Origin of the sequence: Pigmentiphaga soli (assembly GCF_039541095.1) — a bacterium.
Lineage (GTDB): Bacteria > Pseudomonadota > Gammaproteobacteria > Burkholderiales > Burkholderiaceae_B > Pigmentiphaga > Pigmentiphaga soli.
Window position 1 is genome coordinate 1 of sequence record NZ_BAABFO010000027.1, and the last position, 16,390, is coordinate 16,390.

Sequence of the window (16,390 nt, forward strand, 5' to 3'; positions counted from 1 at the left end):
CGATGCGGGCCGAGGCGATGCCGACGGCCAGCAGCGCGGCGGCGGCGGCCGGCGCCGCCGCGCCGGCGGCGCCGCGGGTCGGCGGCGCGGGTGCCGCCGGGGAGGGCGCCGCCGGGGCGGCCGCAGGGCTGCGGCGCAGGCGCCATGCCGCGGCGACCAGCGCGGCGGTGAGCGTGGCCGCCAGCGCGACGCCGTACACCCCCAGCCACGGCGCCCAGCCATGCAGCGGCCCGTCGACGTGGGCATAGCCGGCGTTGAGCCAGGGAAAGCCGGTGAACAGCACGCCGCGCAGCCATTCGGCGCCGGTCCATGCGGCGGCGGTGGTCAGCGCCAGGCCCGCTGCGGCGCCGCGGCGCGGACTGGTGGCCGAGGGCGTGCCGTTGCCCGTCCCGGCCGGTTGCGCCGGCGGCGCGTCGTCCAGCCACGGCCGCCCCAGCCAGCGCGCGGCAGCCGCCGCCAGGGCCGGGAACAGCGACAGGTAGGCCGCCAGCAGCAGCACCCCCATGGCGGCCATCGGCGCGGCCATGTAGGCGTAGTCGTGCAGGCTGGTGTAGATCCAGGAAATGCCGGTACAGAAATGCCCGAGCCCGAAGGCCAGCCCCACGGCCGCCGCCCGGCGCGTCGTCGCGGCGCCCCAGGCGAGCCGGCAGAAGACGGCGAAGGCGGCCAGTTGCAGATAGGGCAGGGCCCAGCCCGGCAGCGGCACCGGCGCGAAGGCCAGGGCGTGGAGCGCGCCGGTCGCGGCGGCGGCCGCCAGCCGCGGGCCGAGGCGGTCCGCCCGCCGCGCCCCGAGACGGTCGGCCCGCGGTACAGGCTTCAGGATGACCCCGCCGCGCCGTTGTCCTGGCCGCCCAGGCGCTCCACGCGTAACCACAGCGCGCGGCGCGCGTCGGCGCGGATGACGTCAATGCGCAGGCCGTCGCGCTCGATGTGGTCGCCGCGCCGGGGGATGCGCCCCAGCGCGCCGCCCAGCCAGCCGCCCACGGTGTCGTATTCGTCGTCGTCGAGCGAGCTGCCGAAGGTTTCGTTGAAGCGGCGGATGTCGGTCACGGCCATCACCCGCCAGCGGTTGCGGCCGTCGGGGAAGATCGACTGCTCGAGCGTGGCGTCGTCGTATTCGTCTTCGATCTCGCCCACGATCTGCTCGAGCACGTCTTCGATCGTGATCAGGCCGGCGGTGCCGCCATGCTCGTCGACCACGATCGCGATGTGGTTGCGGTTGCTGCGGAACTCGCGCAGCAGCACGTTCAGGCGCTTCGATTCGGGAATGAAGACCGCGGGCCGCAGCAGGCTGCGCAGCTCGATGCCCTGGTCGCACATGCAGCGCAGCAGATCCTTGGCCAGCAGGATGCCGATCACGTTGTCGCGGTGGTCTTCGTAGACGGGGAAGCGGGAGTGGGCGGTTTCGATCACGCCCGGCAGCAACGCCTGGATGGGCTGCGCCACGTCGAGCATGTCCATGCGCGAACGCGGCACCATGATGTCGCCGGCGGCCAGTTCGGACACCGCCAGCACGCCTTCGATCATGGACAGCGCCTCGGCGTCGAGCAGGTCGCGGCCGTAGGCCGCCTCGAGCACGGCCTTGAGGTCTTCGCGGTCTTCCGGCTCGCGGTGGATCAGCGCGGACAGGCGCTCGAAGAAGGTTTTTGGTGCGGGCTTGGGCGTACGCGGGGCGTACGCCTGACTAGGGGCGGAGTCTGACATCGTCCTGGGAGGACAGTTGCAAAGATTTCAGCATACCCGATACGGATCGGGTATTGCCATCGCGGCGAGGATACGGGTTTCCTGGGCTTCCATCCGCTGCGCCTGGGCATCGTCCAGATGGTCGTGGCCCAGCGAATGCAGCACGCCGTGCACCACCAGGTGGGCGGCATGGTGCAGGAAGGGCTTGCCCTGCTCGCGCGCCTCGCGCCGCAGCACCGGCAGGCACAGCACGATGTCGCCGCTGACGGCGCCCGACGGGTCGGCGCCGTATTCGAAGGTGAGCACGTTGGTGGCGTAGTCGCGCTGGCGGAATTCGCGGTTCAGGCGCCGGCCCTCGGCCACGCCCACCAGCCGCAGCGTGAAGGCGGCGGCCGGCGGCGCCTCCGGGCCCGAGCCGGCCAGCGCCGCGGCCACCCAGCGGCGCAGGCGCCAGCGCGGCAGCCGGGGTTCGTCCATGCCGTACTGCACCGCCAGCGACAGCGCCGTTGGCGGCGCGGGTTCAGCGCGGCGCGGCGTTCTGCTGCTGTTTTTCGTAGGCATCGACGATGCGCGCCACCAGCGGATGACGGACCACGTCGCTGCTGGTGAACTGGGTGAAGGAAATGCCGTTGACCACGGACAGCACCTGCGCGGCGTCGAGCAGGCCGCTGCGCTGGCCGCGCGGCAGGTCCACCTGCGACGGGTCGCCGGTGATGACGGCCTTGCTGCCGAAGCCGATGCGGGTCAGGAACATCTTCATCTGCTCGGGCGTGGTGTTCTGCGCCTCGTCGAGGATGACGAAGGCGTGGTTGAGCGTGCGGCCGCGCATATAGGCCAGCGGCGCGATCTCGATCGATTGTTTTTCGAACAGACGGCCGACGCGCTCGAAGCCCAGCAGGTCGTACAGCGCATCGTACAGCGGGCGCAGGTAGGGGTCGACCTTCTGCGCCAGGTCGCCGGGCAGGAAGCCGAGCCGTTCGCCGGCCTCGACCGCCGGCCGGGTCAGCACCAGGCGGCGCACCGACTCGCGCTCCAGCGCGTCGACCGCACAGGCCACGGCCAGGTAGGTCTTGCCGGTGCCGGCCGGCCCCATGCCGAACGAGATGTCGTGCGACAGGATGTTGCGCAGGTAGTCGCGCTGGCGCGGCGTGCGGCCCCGCAGGTCGTGCCGGCGCGGGATGCGCAGCACCACGTCGTCTTCGCCGGCCGGCGCCGGCGGCAGGTCGCGCGGCTCGGCCTGGCGCGACGACATCGCGCCCAGCTCGACCAGCGTCAGCTGCACGTCGTCCACCGACAGCGGCGCCTCGGCCCGATCCTGCAGGAACAACAGGCCGGCGGCCGCGGCGTCGGCGCGTTCGCCTTCGAGGGTGACGCGGTTGCCGCGGCGGTTGAGCTCGACGCCGTAGGCGGCGGCCAGCTGGCGCAGGTTTTCGTCGAGCGGGCCGCTCAGGTTGGCGAGCCGGGCATTGTCGTTGTCGAGCGTGACCGTGACGGGGGCGGGGCGGCGGGGGGAACGGGGGGGAGCGGTCGTCATGCGGCGGAGGCGGCGGACAGGGGACGGCGGTCGTCAACGGTGAGCACTTCGCCGCGTAGCGTGTGCGACATCGCCGTCGTGATCCGGATGTCGGCCATCTGGCCGATCAGGCGGGCGGGCGCCGGGAAATTGACGATACGGTTGTTCTCGGTGCGGCCCATCAGCTCGCCGGGGTCGCGGCGCGAGCGGCCTTCCACCACCACGCGCTGGACCGAACCCACCATCGACGCGCTGATCGCCGCGGCCTGCGCGTCGATCTGCTGCTGCAACTGGCGCAGGCGCGCAAGTTTCACGTTCTGCGGCGTGTCGTCGGCCAGGTCGGCGGCCGGCGTGCCGGGCCGGCGCGAATAGACGAAAGAGAAGGAATTGTCGAAGCCGACGTCTTCGATCAGCCGCATGGTCTTGTTGAAATCTTCTTCGGTTTCGCCCGGGAAGCCGACGATGAAGTCGGACGACATGACCAGGTCAGGCCGCACGGCGCGCAGCCGGCGCACGATGGATTTGTATTCCAGCACGGTGTAGCCGCGCTTCATCGCCATCAGCACGCGATCGCTGCCGGCTTGCACCGGCAGGTGCAGGAACGACACCAGCTTGGGCAGCCGGCCGTAGGCCTCGATCAGGCGCGGCGTCATTTCCTTCGGGTGCGAGGTGGTGTAGCGGATGCGCTCGATGCCGGGGATGTCGTGCACGTATTCGAGCAGCAGCGCGAAGTCGGCGATCTCGTCGCCGTCGCCCATGCGGCCGCGATAGGCGTTGACGTTCTGGCCCAGCAGCGTGACTTCCTTCACGCCCTGGTCGGCCAGGTCGGCGATCTCGGTGAGGACGTCTTCGAATGGCCGCGAGACTTCCTGGCCGCGCGTGTACGGCACCACGCAGAAGCTGCAGTATTTGCTGCAACCTTCCATGATCGACACGAAGGCCGCCGGGCCGTCGATGCGGGCGGGCGGCAGGTGGTCGAACTTCTCGATCTCGGGAAAGCTGATGTCGACCTGCGGCCGGCCCGAACGGCGCCGCCGCGCGATCAGCTCGGGCAGCCGGTGCAGGGTCTGCGGGCCGAACACCACGTCCACATACGGCGCGCGCGCCACGATGGCCTCGCCTTCCTGGCTGGCCACGCAGCCGCCCACGCCGATCACCAGCTCGGGCTTGGCGCGCTTGAGCTGGCGGACCCGGCCCAAGTCGGAGAACACCTTTTCCTGCGCCTTTTCGCGCACCGAGCAGGTGTTGAACAGGATGACGTCGGCGTCTTCGGGGGAATCGGTCAGCTCGAGCGGCTGGTCGGCATTGAGCACGTCTACCATCTTGTCCGAGTCGTACTCGTTCATCTGGCAGCCGAAAGTGCGGATGTATAGTTTGCGTGGCGCGGTCATGGCGTTGCCGTGGCGGGGTTACAGCCCGTGGGCAGGAAAGGCGCGGGCGGCGCGCGAAGGCGCCGGGCGACCTGATAGGTTAGCACAGATGCCGCGCCGGCCCCGCGGCCCATGGCTCTTCGCCGCCCGCCGCAGGTCGGCGGGCACTCCACGCCGAAGGCGCGCCAATGTTCAGGTCTATGTCAGAGCCTTGGGCATAGACTGAAGGCTCAGACGACAACCCCGCTGTGCGGGCCAGGCGGAATCCGCAGATCCCCCGAATGGCCTTGCGAGGTTGCTCATCCGACACCGGTCCGTACTTCCCCCGCGAGCATATTGAGGTGCGGGCCGTGTGCTCCCTATTGGCCCGACAGCGATGTCGGGCCATTTTTTTGCGTGCCGGCGGGTGATTTGCTGGGAGCTTGCGGACTCTGTATAATCTGCGGTCTGCGTTTTTGGCGCATTAGCTCAGCCGGTTAGAGCGACGGAATCATAATCCGCAGGTCCCCTGTTCGAATCAGGGATGCGCCACCAGGAATCCATGCGGCCCGCAGCGATGCGGGCCGTTTCTTTTTGCGCCGCAATGATCGCCATGCTCGACCGCCCGGCGCCTATCGCCCGTCGCAGGCCACGTCGGCCGTATACAGCGTTGCCACCGCAACGCGCATCATTTCCGCGCCGGCGGTCTCGCTGGCGATGGACGGCGTACTGATCGCCAGTGGCTCGCCATTGCAGAGTTCGCGGGCGCGGCGCCGCAGCCGTTCCTCCGCGAGCGTCGCGCTTTCCCCGCCGCCGGCCCGCGCCGTGACCCGGAACACCCCCGGCGCCACCGGCTCGTCCTTCACATAGGCGTCGTGACGCAGGGGCGAGGTGCCCGCACGCGCATGTGCCGTCACCAAAAAACACGACAGCAGCATCCAGTTCCCGACCGTCGATCGCCTCATATCTCCTCCCGATGGATGCCGACGATATTAACCAGTATGCGCTGCGCCGACCGTCAATGAACTTATGACGGGAGGTCATCTCTGTTCGAATCCTGCGGTACTTAATGCGCGGACCCTGCGTAGCTATAGTTCCGATGCGTCATCAATGACACAAGAAACGCAACGCGACGCAGCGGCGGCGACAGTACAGCCAGGAGACGACATGATCAGCGGACGAGTCTGGAAGTTCGGCGACGACATCAATACCGACCTGATCCTGCCCGGCCCCGTCGTGCACCAGCCCATCGCGGTGCAACTGCGCAATGTGTTCGCGGCCAACCGGCCCGGCTGGGTCGACGCGGCGCGGCCGGGCGATGTGCTGGTTGGCGGGCGCAATTTCGGCATGGGTTCCGCCCGGCCGGCGCCGCGCGTCTTGCGCGAGCTGAAACTGGGCCTGCTGCTGGCCGAGCAGATCAACAGCCTGTTCCTGCGCAGCTGCGTGAACTTCGGCTTCCTGGCGCTCGACTGCCCGGGCGTGACGGCGGCCTTCGAAGAGGGCGACACCGCCGAACTCGACCTCGATGCCTGGACCGTGCGCAACGCGCGCACCGGCGCCGTGCTCCACCCCGCCCGGGTGCCCGCGAAGTTCCTGGCCATGATGCGGGAAGGCGGCATCTACCCCATGCTGGAAGCCGAGGGCCTGATCGCGCCGCCGGCTTCCCGCGCCTACGTGTCGGCCTCTTCCTGAGCCGTTCCTGCCCGGTTTCCTGCGGCAGGCGGGTGCCTGCCGCGTTTCTCCACGCAGCAACCGTGCCTCTCCGATCATGAAAAAGTCCCTGTCGATCCGCGCTTCGGCGTTCCTGTCGTCCACCCTGATTGCGGCCGCCGCGGCCGGCGCGGCCCGCGCCGAAGACGGTTACCCGTCCAGGCCGATCAAGATCGAAGTCCCGTTCGCCGCCGGCGGCACCGGCGACCAGTTCGCGCGCATCCTCGGCCGCAAGATGCAGCAGGCGCTGAACCAGAGCCTGGTGGTCGAGAACCGCGTCGGCGCCGCCTCCAACATCGGCATGGGTTATGTGGCGCGTTCGGCGCCCGACGGCTACACCTTGCTGATGGCCGGCCAGCCGCTGACGGTGAATCCCTCCCTGTACGAAGAACTGCCCTACAAGGTGAGCGACTTCGCGCCGATCGCGCTGGTGGCGCGCACGCCGTACATCCTGGTCGGCTATCCCGGCATCCCGGTGGCCAGCGTCAAGGAATTGATCGCGTACGCGAAGGCCAATCCGGGCAAGGTATATTTCGGCTCGGGCGGCATCGGCGGCGGCGAGCATCTGTCGGGCGAGCTGTTCAACCAGAAGGCCGGCGTCCACATGACCCATGTGCCCTACAACAATTCGCCCAAGATGCTGACCGACCTGACCGGCGGCCAGATCCAGGTGGCGTTCGCGTCGATGCTGACCACGATCCCGCTGATCCAGGCCGGGCGCATCCGCGCGCTGGCCTTTACCTCGCACAGCCGCTCCGCCCTGCTGCCCGACGTTCCGACCGTGGGCGAGGCCGGCCTGCCCGGCTACGAATCGTTCGGCTTCTACGGCCTGCTGGCGCCGGCCGGCACGCCGCAGCCGATCGTCGACCGCTTGAACGAGATCGTGGTGGACGCCCTGCGCGACCCCGAGGTGATCAAGGAGCTGGCGCCGACCGGGATCGAGATCGCCGGCGGCACGCCCAAAGAGTTCGGCGCTTTCATCGCGAGGAACTACCGGCAGAACGCCGCCCTGATCAAGGCGGTCGGCATCAAGCCGCAGTGACGCCGCGGACCGCGCAAGGGAAGGTGGGCAAACGTGAACATCGTAGAGAAAATCCTGGCCCGCGCCAGCGGCGAGCCCTTGGTCCGGCCGGACGACCTGGTGGTGGGCGAAGTCGGCACCGCGGTGATGATCGACGGCATGTTCTCGCCCGCCATGTGGCGCGAGATCCTGAAAGTGGCCGATCCGTCGAAGATCGTGATCGTCTTCGACCACCTGGTGCCGGCGGTCGACGCCGCCAGCGCGGCCAGCCACGCGGTGGGGCGGGCGTTCGCCCGCCGCTTCGGGATCCGGCGCTTCCACGACGTCGGCCGCGAGCAGGGCATCAGCCACGTGATCGCGACCGACTATGCCTACGCGCTGCCGGGCACGATACTGGTCAACGGCGATTCGCATGCCTGCGGCGGCGGCGCGTTCAACTGCGCCGCGCGCGGCGTCGGGTATCCCGACATGTACCTGGCCATCACCAAGGGAGAGGCCTGGTTCCGCGTGGGCGAGACGATACGCTACGAGCTCGTGGGCACGCTGCCCCCGGGCGTGTCGGCCAAGGACGTGTTCCTGCACATCGCCGGCACCTACGGCGGCCACGTGAACCAGAACATCGAGTTCGGCGGCCCCGGCATGGCCGGACTCGGCCTGAACGCGCGCCGCACGCTGGCCGTCATGGGGGCGGAGCTGTCGGCGCAGTTCACGATCTTCGAGCCGGACGAGCTGCTGATCGACTACGTGAAGCGCAGGAGCACCCAGCCCTTCCATCCGACCTGGCCGGATGCCGATGCCGGATACCGGGAGGTACGCACGATCGACCTGTCGGCGATGCGTTCGCTGGTGGCGCTGCCCGACGCGGTCGTGAACAGCTCGGTGCCGGTGGGCGAGGCCGAGGGCGTGGCGATCGACCAGGCCTTCATCGGTTCCTGCGCCAACGGCAGCCTGGACGACATCGAGGTCGCCGCGCGCATTGTCGCGGGCCGGCGGGTGCCGCCCGGCGTGCGGCTGATCGTGACGCCCGGTTCGCAGGAAATCTACCGCGCCGCGGCCGGCGCGGGGCACCTGCAGACGCTGGCGGAGGCGGGCGCGGTGGTGACGTCGGCCACCTGCGGCGCGTGCATCGGCGGCCACATGGGCGTGCTGGGGCCGGAAGAAACCTGCATCACCGCCAGCACGCGCAACTTCAAGGGGCGGATGGGCCACCCCTCGGCGCGCATCTACATGGCTTCGCCGGCCACGGTGGCCGCGTCCGCCCTGGCCGGCCGCATCGCCGATCCGGCGCCTTATTTCCAGCCATAGACAGGAATCCGAAATGGGGAAGAAAGTTCTGGTATTGCCGGGCGACGGCATCGGCAAGGAAGTGATGGCCGAGGCGGTCAAGGTATTGCACGCGCTCGACGGCGGCCGCTCCCGCTTCGACATCGAAGAGCGCCAGATCGGCATGACCGCCTATCTGCAGGACGGCACGCCGCTGTCCGACGCCACGCTGGACGCGGCCGACCGGGCCGACGCCATCCTGTTCGGCGCCACCGGCGGTCCGGCCTACGACGCGCTGCCGGCCGAACTGCGCAATGCCACCGGCCTGCGCCTGCTGCGCAAGCGCCTGGCCCTGTTCGCCAACTTCCGCCCCGCCTTCATGTTCCCGGAGCTGGCCGACGCTTCCACGCTGAAGCGGGAGGTGGTCGAGGGCCTGGACCTGATGATCCTGCGCGAGCTCAATGGCGACCTCTACTATGGCGAGCCGCGCGGCATCCGCGAGCTGCCGTCCGGCGAGCGGATAGGCATCAATACGATGAGCTACGCCGAGTCCGAAATCGAACGCGTGGCCCATGCCGGCTTCCAGGCCGCGCGCGCCCGCCGCAGGAAGCTGTGCTCGGTGGACAAGGCCAACGTGCTGGAGGCGATGCTGCTGTGGCGCGAGGTGGTGACCCGGGTTTCGAGGGGATACCCGGAGGTCGAGACTTCGCATATGTTCGTCGACGCGGCGGCCATGGCGTTGATGCGCAACCCCCGGCAATTCGACGTCGTGCTGACCCCGAACGTGTTCGGCGATATCCTGTCGGATGCGGCGGCCATGCTGACCGGTTCGATCGGCATGCTGCCCTCGGCGTCGCTGGGCGCCGGCAGCAAAGGCATGTACGAACCGGTGCACGGCTGCGCGCCCGACATCGCCGGCAGGAACCTGGCCAATCCCCTGGCCATGATCCTGTCGGCCGCGATGATGCTGCGCCATTCCTTCGGCCTGGAGCCGGAGGCCCGGCGCGTGGAGCAGGCGGTGCGGGGCGTGCTGGCGAAGGGCTGGCGCACGGCCGACATCCGCCAGCCCGGCACGCGGCCGGCCGGAACCCGCGAAATGGGCGACGCGGTGGTCGCCGAACTGACACGATGAGGTGCGCCATGCGCGAGAACCCAGTCCGGCAGATGCTGCAGGCAGGCAAGCCGGTGCTGAACGGCTGGCTGATGATGCCCGGCAGCCTGCCGGCGGAATTCATGGCCCATGCCGGCTTCGATTCGCTGACGATCGACATGCAGCACGGCATGATCGATTTCGACGCGGCGCTGTCGATGCTGACCGCCATCTCCACCACCGCCGCGGTGCCGCTGGTGCGCGTGCCCTGGCTGGATCCCGGCATCGTCATGAAGGTGCTGGATGCCGGCGCCTACGGCGTGATCTGCCCGATGATCAACACCCGCGACGACGCCGAGCGCTTGGTCGCGGCCACGCGCTACGCCCCGCGCGGCAACCGCAGCGTCGGCCCGCTGCGCGCGGCGCTGTACGGCGGCCCGGACTACCTGGCGGCGGCCAACGACACGGTGCTGAATTTCGCGATGATCGAGACCGCGCAGGCGCTGGAAAACATCGACGCGATCTGCTCGGTCGACGGCCTGGATGCGATCTACCTGGGACCGGCCGACCTGAGCCTGTCGCTGACCGGCCGCGTCATGCGCGACACCCTGGAAGGGGAGATCGGCGCGGCCACCCGCCACGTCCTGGCCAAGGCCCGGGAGCATGGCGTATTCCCCTGCGCCCATACGTCGAGCACCGGGTTCGCGCTGCGGCTGATCGAGCTCGGATACGGCTTCGTCACCTGCGCCAGCGACAGCCAGATCCTGAATGCCGGCGCGGCCCAGGCCCTGAATGAGATGCGGGCGTGGCCGGCAGCCGCCGCCCGGGGGGCATGATGATCCGGGCCAGAGGAGGGCCGTCGTGAAAGACCTGAACAACATCCATGTCTTCGTGAAGGTCGCCGAGGCCAGGAACTTTACCGAGGCCAGCGCGCTGCTCGGCATCACCAGTTCCGGCGTCAGCCGGATCATCTCGCGCTTCGAGGCGGAGCTCGGCGTCAGGCTGTTCAACCGCTCGACGCGATCGGTCAGCCTGACCAATGACGGCATCAGCTTCCTGGAGCGCTGCAAGCAGGTGCTGTCGATGGTGGCCGAGGCCGAGGACGCCCTGTTCGAGACGCACGGCTCGCTCAAGGGAACGATCCGCATGACGATGCCCATGGGGTTCGGCCGCCGCGTCGTTTCCTCCGCCTTGCCCGCCTTCGCCGCCCGCTATCCCGAGATCACGCTCGAGGTCGAGTTCAGCGACCGGGTGGTCGACCTGTTCTACGAGCCGGTCGACATCGCGATCGTGCGCGGCGCGGTGCCCGATTCCCGCCTGATCGCCAAGAAGCTGTGCACGCTGGACTTCATCGCCTGCGCCTCGCCCGAGTACATCGCCCGCCATGGCGAGCCCGCCACGCCGGAAGACCTGGTGCACCACCACTGCATGGCCTACATGGGACCGCAGATGAGCCGGCATCGCGAGTGGACATTCGCCCGCAACGGCCGCTCCTTCAACATGCACGTGGCGGGCCGCGTCAACGCCAACAATGCCGAGGCGCTGCTGGACGCCGCGATCTCCGGCCTCGGGATCGTGATGCTCAGCACCATGTATACTGCCGAGGCCATACGCGCCGGCAAGCTGAAAATGCTGCTGACCGAATACATTCCGCCCGGCACCGTCGTGTCGGCCACTTACCTTCCCAACCGCAATCTGTCTCCGCGGATCCGGGTCTTCATCGATTTCCTGTCCAGGCTGGTGCCGTCGCCGCCGAACTGGCACGGGCTGCCGTTCGAAACGCGGCGATCGCCCATCGCCACGACCGCCTAGTGAGCTTCGCGCCGAGGATTTCCCGGCGCCGCGGCATCGGTCCGGGATTGCGAGTCGCTTGCGTTTGTAATTGTTTGCTATCACCTGTAATCGAGAATGTTACATTCTTCCCCGTGATTTAAGCGTGGAACATACGCCATGAGTACTCTTCGAGCCCTTCGGCAGCGCGTCGGCTCGGTCGTGCCGATGACCGACGTGATGGTGGTGGTCGGTACCTCCGCCCTGTTTCTCGGGATGGTCGCGCTGTTCAGCGACCACGTTGCGCAGTGGGTGCTGATGGGGCTTTGATTCGGGATGCGCCGGGCGGCGCGCGATGGCGTGGCCGCATCGCGAGGGGGCAGGGCGTGCGCCGCTGCCCCTTTTGTTTTTTCCGGGCCGCCGGGGCGCGATGCCGGCTGGCGGGGCAGGGCGGCGGGGCAAGCTACTGGCCGGAGGCCAGCTTCGGATGGGGCTTGAGTTCGGCCAGCATGCTCTGGCGGGCGGGGCCCTGGTCGGCCACCCGTTCGATGCCTTCGTCTTTCACGCGCTCCAGGAACCGCACGCGGTCGCGGTGGTAGTTGGCGTAGAGCAACGCGTCGTGGACCCGTTGTTCGGCCCTGAACAGTTCGAGCCGCGCTTCGCGCAATGCCCGTTCCGCCAGCCTTTCGGGCGTGGGCTGGTGATCCAGCACGATGTTTGCAATCCACTTGAACATGATGGCCTCCCGTCGCGTTTTGAACGCGGAGCTTGCACCGTATTCGGGCAAGGCTGCGATTGTCCATTCTAGTTGGCAATCGTTTACATTTGGCCGGACCGGCGCCGGGCCGGGCTGGCACTGTTGCCGGATTGCGTCGGACGGGTGCGGCGGGCCGTCGTTGCGCGCATTTCGTCCTTCGTTCATCCGACGGCACATTGTTAGCGCGGTAGGGGCGCCGCGGCGCGATCTTCTACCTTTGCTTACTTCTATGTCGGATTGCGTAATCGCTGTAAGGGTAGAGTAAGCCATCGAACCCTGAGGGATCGCATCATGATCAAACAGACTCTCGCAGTGATCCTGGCCGCCGGCACGATGGCGCTGGCGCCGGCCGTGCATGCCGACGGCCCTCACCGTGGCGGCCATGGCGGCGGCCACTGGCATGGGCAGGGACACGGCCCCGGGCCCGGCCATTACCATGGGCCCGGGCCCCGGTGGTCGGGCGGGCGGCACTGGTCGGGCCCGCCGGCCTATGCATACCGGCCCCCGGCGCAGGTGCGCTGGGTGCGGGGCGCCCGGCTTCCGCCCGTCTATCGCGAACGGTATTATGTGGTCAACGACTGGCACGCCCGCCGCCTGTACCGGCCCGCCCCTGGCTATCAATGGGTCCAGGTCGGCGCCGATTATCTGCTGGTGGCGATTGCCTCCGGCGTGATCGCCAACATCATCCTGTCATCTCGTTGAAACCCGTCCGCGCCTGGCGCGCGGTGCCCGGAGTCCCATGCCGATATTCCCGCAGCGCGCCGCGGCGGCCGTGATGCTGGCGGCGGCGGCCGCCGCCGCGTCCGCCAGCGGCCAGACCGTCGTCTACACGGAAAAATCGAAGTTCGAGAACATCGTCGTCTACGAAAGCGATGGCGAGCGCTGCATGAAGTTCGGCAGCATCGACGCGCCCGGCCGGCAAAGCTGCCAGTCGCTCGCGCACCCCGATACGCTGCTGTTCGAATACACGAAGATGATGCTGGGCTCGCTATACCTGAAGCCCGATCCGCACAACATCCTCGTCATCGGGCTGGGCGGCGGCAGCCTGCCCAGGGCGCTGGCCGAGGTGCTGCCGGAAACCCGCATCGACTGCGTCGAGATCGACCCGGCGGTGGTGTCGGTGGCGCAGCGCTATTTCGGGCTCAAGACCGGGCCGCGGCTGCGCGTGTTCACCGACGACGGCCGCGACTTCGTGCGGCAGGCCGCGGCGCGCGGCGAGAAATACGACATCGTGATGCTCGACGCCTTCGACGAGAACTACATTCCCCGGCGGCTGATGACGCGCGAGTTCCTGCAGGAGGTGGGCCGCATCCTGTCCGACGACGGCGTGCTGGCCGCCAACACGTTCACGGCCAGCCGGCAGTACGCCGACGAATCGGCCACCTATGCGTCGGTGTTCGGCGTGTTCTACAACCTGCGCGGCAACAACCGCGTGATCCTGGCCAAGAAGGACGGCCTGCCGCCGCCGTCGCTGCTGAAGCGGCGCGCCCGGGAATGGGCGCCGCGGCTGGAGCCGCTGGGCGTCGATGCCGACCGGCTGCTGCCGATGTTCTCGACGCGGCAGGATTGGCCCTACGCCGCGCGCGTGCTGAAGGACTGACGGGTCAGCCTGCGGCGGCCACCTTCCCGGCAATATGGGCGAGGGCCTCGTCCACCTGATCGATCAATATCAGGCAGAGGTCGCCTTCGCCCAGCCGTTCCAGTGCGCGGTCGATGGCGGCGAATTCGCCGCGGATTTCTTCCACGTGCCGCGCGCGGCGGGCGCCGGCCAGGCCCTGCCGCAACAGGGCCAGCACCTCGCCGTCGGCGCGGCCGCGCTGGCATTGGTCTTCGTACAGCAGCACCTCGTCGAAGGCGTCGCCCAGGATTTCGGTCTGGCGGCGCAGGTCTTCGTCGCGGCGGTCGCCGGCGCCGCTGATCACCACCGTGCGGCGGCGCGCGGGCAGCCGGGCGACGGCGTCGACCAGGGCCTGGATGGCGTCGGGGTTGTGGCCGTAATCGGCATAGACCGCCGCGCCGCGGTAGTCGAAGCGGTTGAAGCGGCCGGGCGCGGTCCGCGCGTCGTTGACGAAGCCCGCCAGGGCGGCGCGTATCGTGTCCCAGTTGAGGTTAAGGGCCCATCCGGCGGCCACCGCCGCCATCGCGTTCTCGACCTGGAACGGCAGCGTGCCGCCGTAGGTGAGCGGGATGTCGCGCAGCGGCAGGCGGTGCTCGGCGCGGCCCTGGGCCGCCACGATGTCGTCGCCGTCGCGGTAGACCACGCGGTTGCCGAGGGCGCGGTGGGTGGTGATGACGTGGTGCTGGCGGCTGGCGCAGAAGAAGATCACCTCGCCCGGGCAACTGCCGGCCATCCGCGCCACGTGCGGGTCGGCCGCGTTCAGCACCGCGGCGCCGCCGGGCGCCACGTTCTCGACGATGACCCGCTTGACCACCGCCAAGTCTTCCACCGTGCTGATGTAGTTCAGGCCCAGGTGGTCGCCCAGCCCGATGTTGGTGACGACGGCCACGTCGCAGCGGTCGAAGCCGAGCCCCTCGCGCAGGATGCCGCCGCGCGCGGTCTCGAACACCGCGGCGTCGACGTCGGGGTGCGCGAGCACGTTGCGCGCGCTGCGCGGGCCGCTGCAGTCGCCGGTGTCGATGCGCTGCGCGCCGATGTAGACGCCGTCGGAATTGGTCATGCCCACGCGGTGCCCGGACTGGCCCAGCAGGTGGGCGATCAGCCGCACAGTGGTGGTCTTGCCGTTGGTGCCGGCCACCGCCACCAGCGGGATGCGGCCGTCGTCGCCGGGCGCGAACATCGACGCCACGATTGCCTCGCCCACCGGCCGGCCCTTGCCGTAGGAGGGCGACAGGTGCATGCGCAGCCCCGGCGCGGCGTTGACCTCGACGATGCCGCCGCCCTGGGCTTCGAGCGGCTGCAGCACGGTGGTGGCCACCACGTCGATGCCGCACACGTCCAGGCCCACGCTTTGCGCCGCCAGGATCGCGCGCGCGGCGAATTCCGGGTGCACGTCGTCGGTCACGTCGGTGGCGGTGCCGCCGGTGCTGAGGTTGGCGTTGGCGCGCAGCACCACCAGCGTGCCGTGCGGCGGCACGGATTCGGGCGTGTAGCCGGCCTTCTCCAGCGTGGCCAGCGCGGTGGCGTCGAGCCGGATCTTGGTCAGCGTGGTGGCGTGGCCTTCGCCGCGCAGCGGATCGAGATTGAGCTGTTCCACCAGTTCGCGAATGGTGTGCGCGCCGTCGCCCACCACCTGCGGCGGATCGCGCCGCGCCGCCGCCACCAGCGCGTCGCCCACCACCAGCAGCCGGAAGTCGTGGCCCGGGATGTAGCGTTCGACCAGCACCGGGCCGTAGCGGGCGGCCACGTCGTAGGCCGCCAGCAACTGCTCGCGGGTCGTGATGTTGACGGCCACGCCCTTGCCCTGGTTGCCGTCGCGCGGCTTCACCACCACCGGGGCGCCGATTTCCTGCATGGCGCGCCAGGCGTCCTCGGCGTCGTCGACCGGGCGCCCGAACGGCACCGGCACACCGGCCGCATGCAGCAGCGACTTGGTCAGTTCCTTGTCTTGCGCGATCGACTCGGCGATGGCGCCGCTCATGTCGGTTTCCGCCGCCTGGATCCGGCGCTGCCGGCGGCCCCAGCCGAACTGGACCAGGCTGCCGTCGGTGAGCCGGCGATACGGAATGCCGCGCGCGGCGGCGGCGTTGACGATGGCGCCCGTGCTGGGGCCCAGCCGCACCGATTCGTCCAGGTCGCGCACGCGCGCCAGCGCCGCGTCGAGGTCGAACGGCGTGTCGCCTTCGGTGGCCGCGCACAGCTGCCGGCCCAGTTCGAACGCCAGGCGGCCGACCGCTTCTTCGCTGTATTCCACCACCACCTGGAACACGCCCGGATCCAGCGTCGGCACGCAGCGCATGAAGGTGACCGGGCAACCCGCGTGCGACTGCAGGCCGAGCGCCGCCATGCCCAGCACGCGGGCCATCGGCACCGAGCGTTCCAGACCGGCCGGCTTCAGGAAGCCGATGTCGGGAAAACGCGCGCGCAGCCGGGCCTCGAAACCCGGGATGTCGGCGATCGAGAGTTCGGCGCCGCTGCACGACACGATGGCTTCGAGCGCGGTGCGCCGGCTCCACAGATTGGGGCCGCGCAGCGCGCGGATGCGAGAGACTTGCATGAACGTTTCCTGTGCGGCGCGCCGTGGCGCCGCGTCTCCATAGTCTGCCGAGGGGAAGG

Annotated in this window: 16 protein-coding genes, 1 tRNA gene and 1 pseudogene; 10 read left to right on the plus strand and 8 right to left on the minus strand. The window is 69.3% G+C overall.

The annotated features are described in order from the left end of the window. From ABD927_RS20685 to miaB, 5 genes and pseudogenes are all read right to left on the minus strand, one after another. A pseudogene (locus ABD927_RS20685) lies at nucleotides 1-706 on the minus strand (apolipoprotein N-acyltransferase); the annotation flags it as partial. Between the two features lie 110 nt (nucleotides 707-816). Beyond that, nucleotides 817-1,704: a CorC family transporter gene (locus tag ABD927_RS20690; RefSeq protein ID WP_345251761.1), complete on the minus strand. Its 888-nt coding sequence runs from the start codon at nucleotides 1,702-1,704 to the stop codon at nucleotides 817-819. 27 nt (nucleotides 1,705-1,731) lie between these two features. Further along, on the minus strand, nucleotides 1,732-2,160 hold the full coding sequence (ybeY, locus tag ABD927_RS20695; RefSeq protein ID WP_345251762.1) for an rRNA maturation RNase YbeY: 429 nt from the start codon (nucleotides 2,158-2,160) through the stop codon (nucleotides 1,732-1,734). A 43-nt stretch (nucleotides 2,161-2,203) separates the two neighbouring features. Continuing rightward, entirely contained in the window at nucleotides 2,204-3,217 is a 1,014-nt protein-coding gene (locus ABD927_RS20700; RefSeq protein ID WP_345251763.1) for a PhoH family protein, read from the minus strand. Beyond that, nucleotides 3,214-4,587 (minus strand): tRNA (N6-isopentenyl adenosine(37)-C2)-methylthiotransferase MiaB, encoded by a 1,374-nt coding sequence (miaB, locus tag ABD927_RS20705; protein WP_345251764.1) that lies wholly within the window; start codon nucleotides 4,585-4,587, stop codon nucleotides 3,214-3,216. Before miaB ends, ABD927_RS20700 begins: the two co-directional genes overlap by 4 nt. Nucleotides 4,588-5,023: 436 nt before the next feature. Between miaB and ABD927_RS20710 the strand changes: the two genes are divergently transcribed. Next, nucleotides 5,024-5,100 (plus strand) — tRNA-Met (locus tag ABD927_RS20710). Nucleotides 5,101-5,177: 77 nt separating this feature from the next. Here ABD927_RS20710 and ABD927_RS20715 read toward each other — a convergent pair. Then, nucleotides 5,178-5,510 (minus strand): hypothetical protein, encoded by a 333-nt coding sequence (locus ABD927_RS20715; RefSeq protein ID WP_345251765.1) that lies wholly within the window; start codon nucleotides 5,508-5,510, stop codon nucleotides 5,178-5,180. A gap of 202 nt (nucleotides 5,511-5,712) precedes the next feature. Here ABD927_RS20715 and ABD927_RS20720 point away from each other — a divergent pair, with 202 nt between their 5' ends. The 7 genes from ABD927_RS20720 (at nucleotide 5,713) to ABD927_RS20750 (ending at nucleotide 11,729) form a co-directional block, all read left to right on the plus strand. Next, the gene (locus tag ABD927_RS20720; protein WP_345251766.1) at nucleotides 5,713-6,237 is read left to right on the plus strand and encodes a 3-isopropylmalate dehydratase small subunit; all 525 of its coding nucleotides are present in this window, start codon (nucleotides 5,713-5,715) and stop codon (nucleotides 6,235-6,237) included. 76 nt (nucleotides 6,238-6,313) lie between these two features. Continuing rightward, nucleotides 6,314-7,297: a tripartite tricarboxylate transporter substrate binding protein gene (locus ABD927_RS20725; RefSeq protein ID WP_345251767.1), complete on the plus strand. Its 984-nt coding sequence runs from the start codon at nucleotides 6,314-6,316 to the stop codon at nucleotides 7,295-7,297. Between the two features lie 33 nt (nucleotides 7,298-7,330). Beyond that, nucleotides 7,331-8,581, plus strand: a complete 1,251-nt coding sequence (locus ABD927_RS20730; protein WP_345251768.1) for an aconitase/3-isopropylmalate dehydratase large subunit family protein — start codon at nucleotides 7,331-7,333, stop codon at nucleotides 8,579-8,581. A gap of 13 nt (nucleotides 8,582-8,594) precedes the next feature. Beyond that, a complete protein-coding gene (gene leuB / locus ABD927_RS20735) occupies nucleotides 8,595-9,671 on the plus strand; it encodes a 3-isopropylmalate dehydrogenase (protein ID WP_345251769.1) in 1,077 nt (358 codons plus the stop codon). Between the two features lie 8 nt (nucleotides 9,672-9,679). Further along, entirely contained in the window at nucleotides 9,680-10,465 is a 786-nt protein-coding gene (locus ABD927_RS20740) for an HpcH/HpaI aldolase family protein (protein ID WP_345251770.1), read from the plus strand. A 25-nt stretch (nucleotides 10,466-10,490) separates the two neighbouring features. Continuing rightward, nucleotides 10,491-11,441, plus strand: a complete 951-nt coding sequence (locus ABD927_RS20745) for a LysR family transcriptional regulator (protein WP_345251771.1) — start codon at nucleotides 10,491-10,493, stop codon at nucleotides 11,439-11,441. A gap of 138 nt (nucleotides 11,442-11,579) precedes the next feature. Beyond that, complete coding sequence (locus ABD927_RS20750) at nucleotides 11,580-11,729, plus strand: hypothetical protein (RefSeq protein WP_345251772.1); 150 nt, start codon at nucleotides 11,580-11,582, stop codon at nucleotides 11,727-11,729. 133 nt (nucleotides 11,730-11,862) lie between these two features. Here the strand turns inward: ABD927_RS20750 and ABD927_RS20755 are convergent, their stop codons facing one another. Continuing rightward, a complete protein-coding gene (locus ABD927_RS20755) occupies nucleotides 11,863-12,135 on the minus strand; it encodes a hypothetical protein (RefSeq protein WP_345251773.1) in 273 nt (90 codons plus the stop codon). Nucleotides 12,136-12,447: 312 nt separating this feature from the next. On the opposite strand from ABD927_RS20755, the gene ABD927_RS20760 reads away from it, so the two are divergent. Then, nucleotides 12,448-12,858 carry an RcnB family protein gene (locus ABD927_RS20760; RefSeq protein ID WP_345251774.1) on the plus strand — a complete coding sequence of 137 codons (411 nt, stop codon included), beginning with the start codon at nucleotides 12,448-12,450 and terminating at the stop codon, nucleotides 12,856-12,858. A 37-nt stretch (nucleotides 12,859-12,895) separates the two neighbouring features. Then, nucleotides 12,896-13,756, plus strand: a complete 861-nt coding sequence (locus tag ABD927_RS20765; RefSeq protein WP_345251775.1) for a spermidine synthase — start codon at nucleotides 12,896-12,898, stop codon at nucleotides 13,754-13,756. A 4-nt stretch (nucleotides 13,757-13,760) separates the two neighbouring features. Here the strand turns inward: ABD927_RS20765 and cphA are convergent, their stop codons facing one another. Continuing rightward, complete coding sequence (gene cphA / locus ABD927_RS20770) at nucleotides 13,761-16,331, minus strand: cyanophycin synthetase (RefSeq protein WP_345251776.1); 2,571 nt, start codon at nucleotides 16,329-16,331, stop codon at nucleotides 13,761-13,763. Between the last annotated feature and the right edge of the window lie 59 nt (nucleotides 16,332-16,390).

Coding starts and splice junctions, on each gene's coding strand:
- ABD927_RS20690 (WP_345251761.1), bottom strand. CDS start 1,704: ATGTCAGACTCCGCCCCTAGTCAGGCGTACGCCCCGCGTACGCCCAAG.
- ybeY (WP_345251762.1), bottom strand. CDS start 2,160: ATGGACGAACCCCGGCTGCCGCGCTGGCGCCTGCGCCGCTGGGTGGCC.
- ABD927_RS20700 (WP_345251763.1), bottom strand. CDS start 3,217: ATGACGACCGCTCCCCCCCGTTCCCCCCGCCGCCCCGCCCCCGTCACG.
- miaB (WP_345251764.1), bottom strand. CDS start 4,587: ATGACCGCGCCACGCAAACTATACATCCGCACTTTCGGCTGCCAGATG.
- ABD927_RS20715 (WP_345251765.1), bottom strand. CDS start 5,510: ATGAGGCGATCGACGGTCGGGAACTGGATGCTGCTGTCGTGTTTTTTG.
- ABD927_RS20720 (WP_345251766.1), top strand. CDS start 5,713: ATGATCAGCGGACGAGTCTGGAAGTTCGGCGACGACATCAATACCGAC.
- ABD927_RS20725 (WP_345251767.1), top strand. CDS start 6,314: ATGAAAAAGTCCCTGTCGATCCGCGCTTCGGCGTTCCTGTCGTCCACC.
- leuB (WP_345251769.1), top strand. CDS start 8,595: ATGGGGAAGAAAGTTCTGGTATTGCCGGGCGACGGCATCGGCAAGGAA.
- ABD927_RS20740 (WP_345251770.1), top strand. CDS start 9,680: ATGCGCGAGAACCCAGTCCGGCAGATGCTGCAGGCAGGCAAGCCGGTG.
- ABD927_RS20750 (WP_345251772.1), top strand. CDS start 11,580: ATGAGTACTCTTCGAGCCCTTCGGCAGCGCGTCGGCTCGGTCGTGCCG.
- ABD927_RS20755 (WP_345251773.1), bottom strand. CDS start 12,135: ATGTTCAAGTGGATTGCAAACATCGTGCTGGATCACCAGCCCACGCCC.
- ABD927_RS20760 (WP_345251774.1), top strand. CDS start 12,448: ATGATCAAACAGACTCTCGCAGTGATCCTGGCCGCCGGCACGATGGCG.
- ABD927_RS20765 (WP_345251775.1), top strand. CDS start 12,896: ATGCCGATATTCCCGCAGCGCGCCGCGGCGGCCGTGATGCTGGCGGCG.
- cphA (WP_345251776.1), bottom strand. CDS start 16,331: ATGCAAGTCTCTCGCATCCGCGCGCTGCGCGGCCCCAATCTGTGGAGC.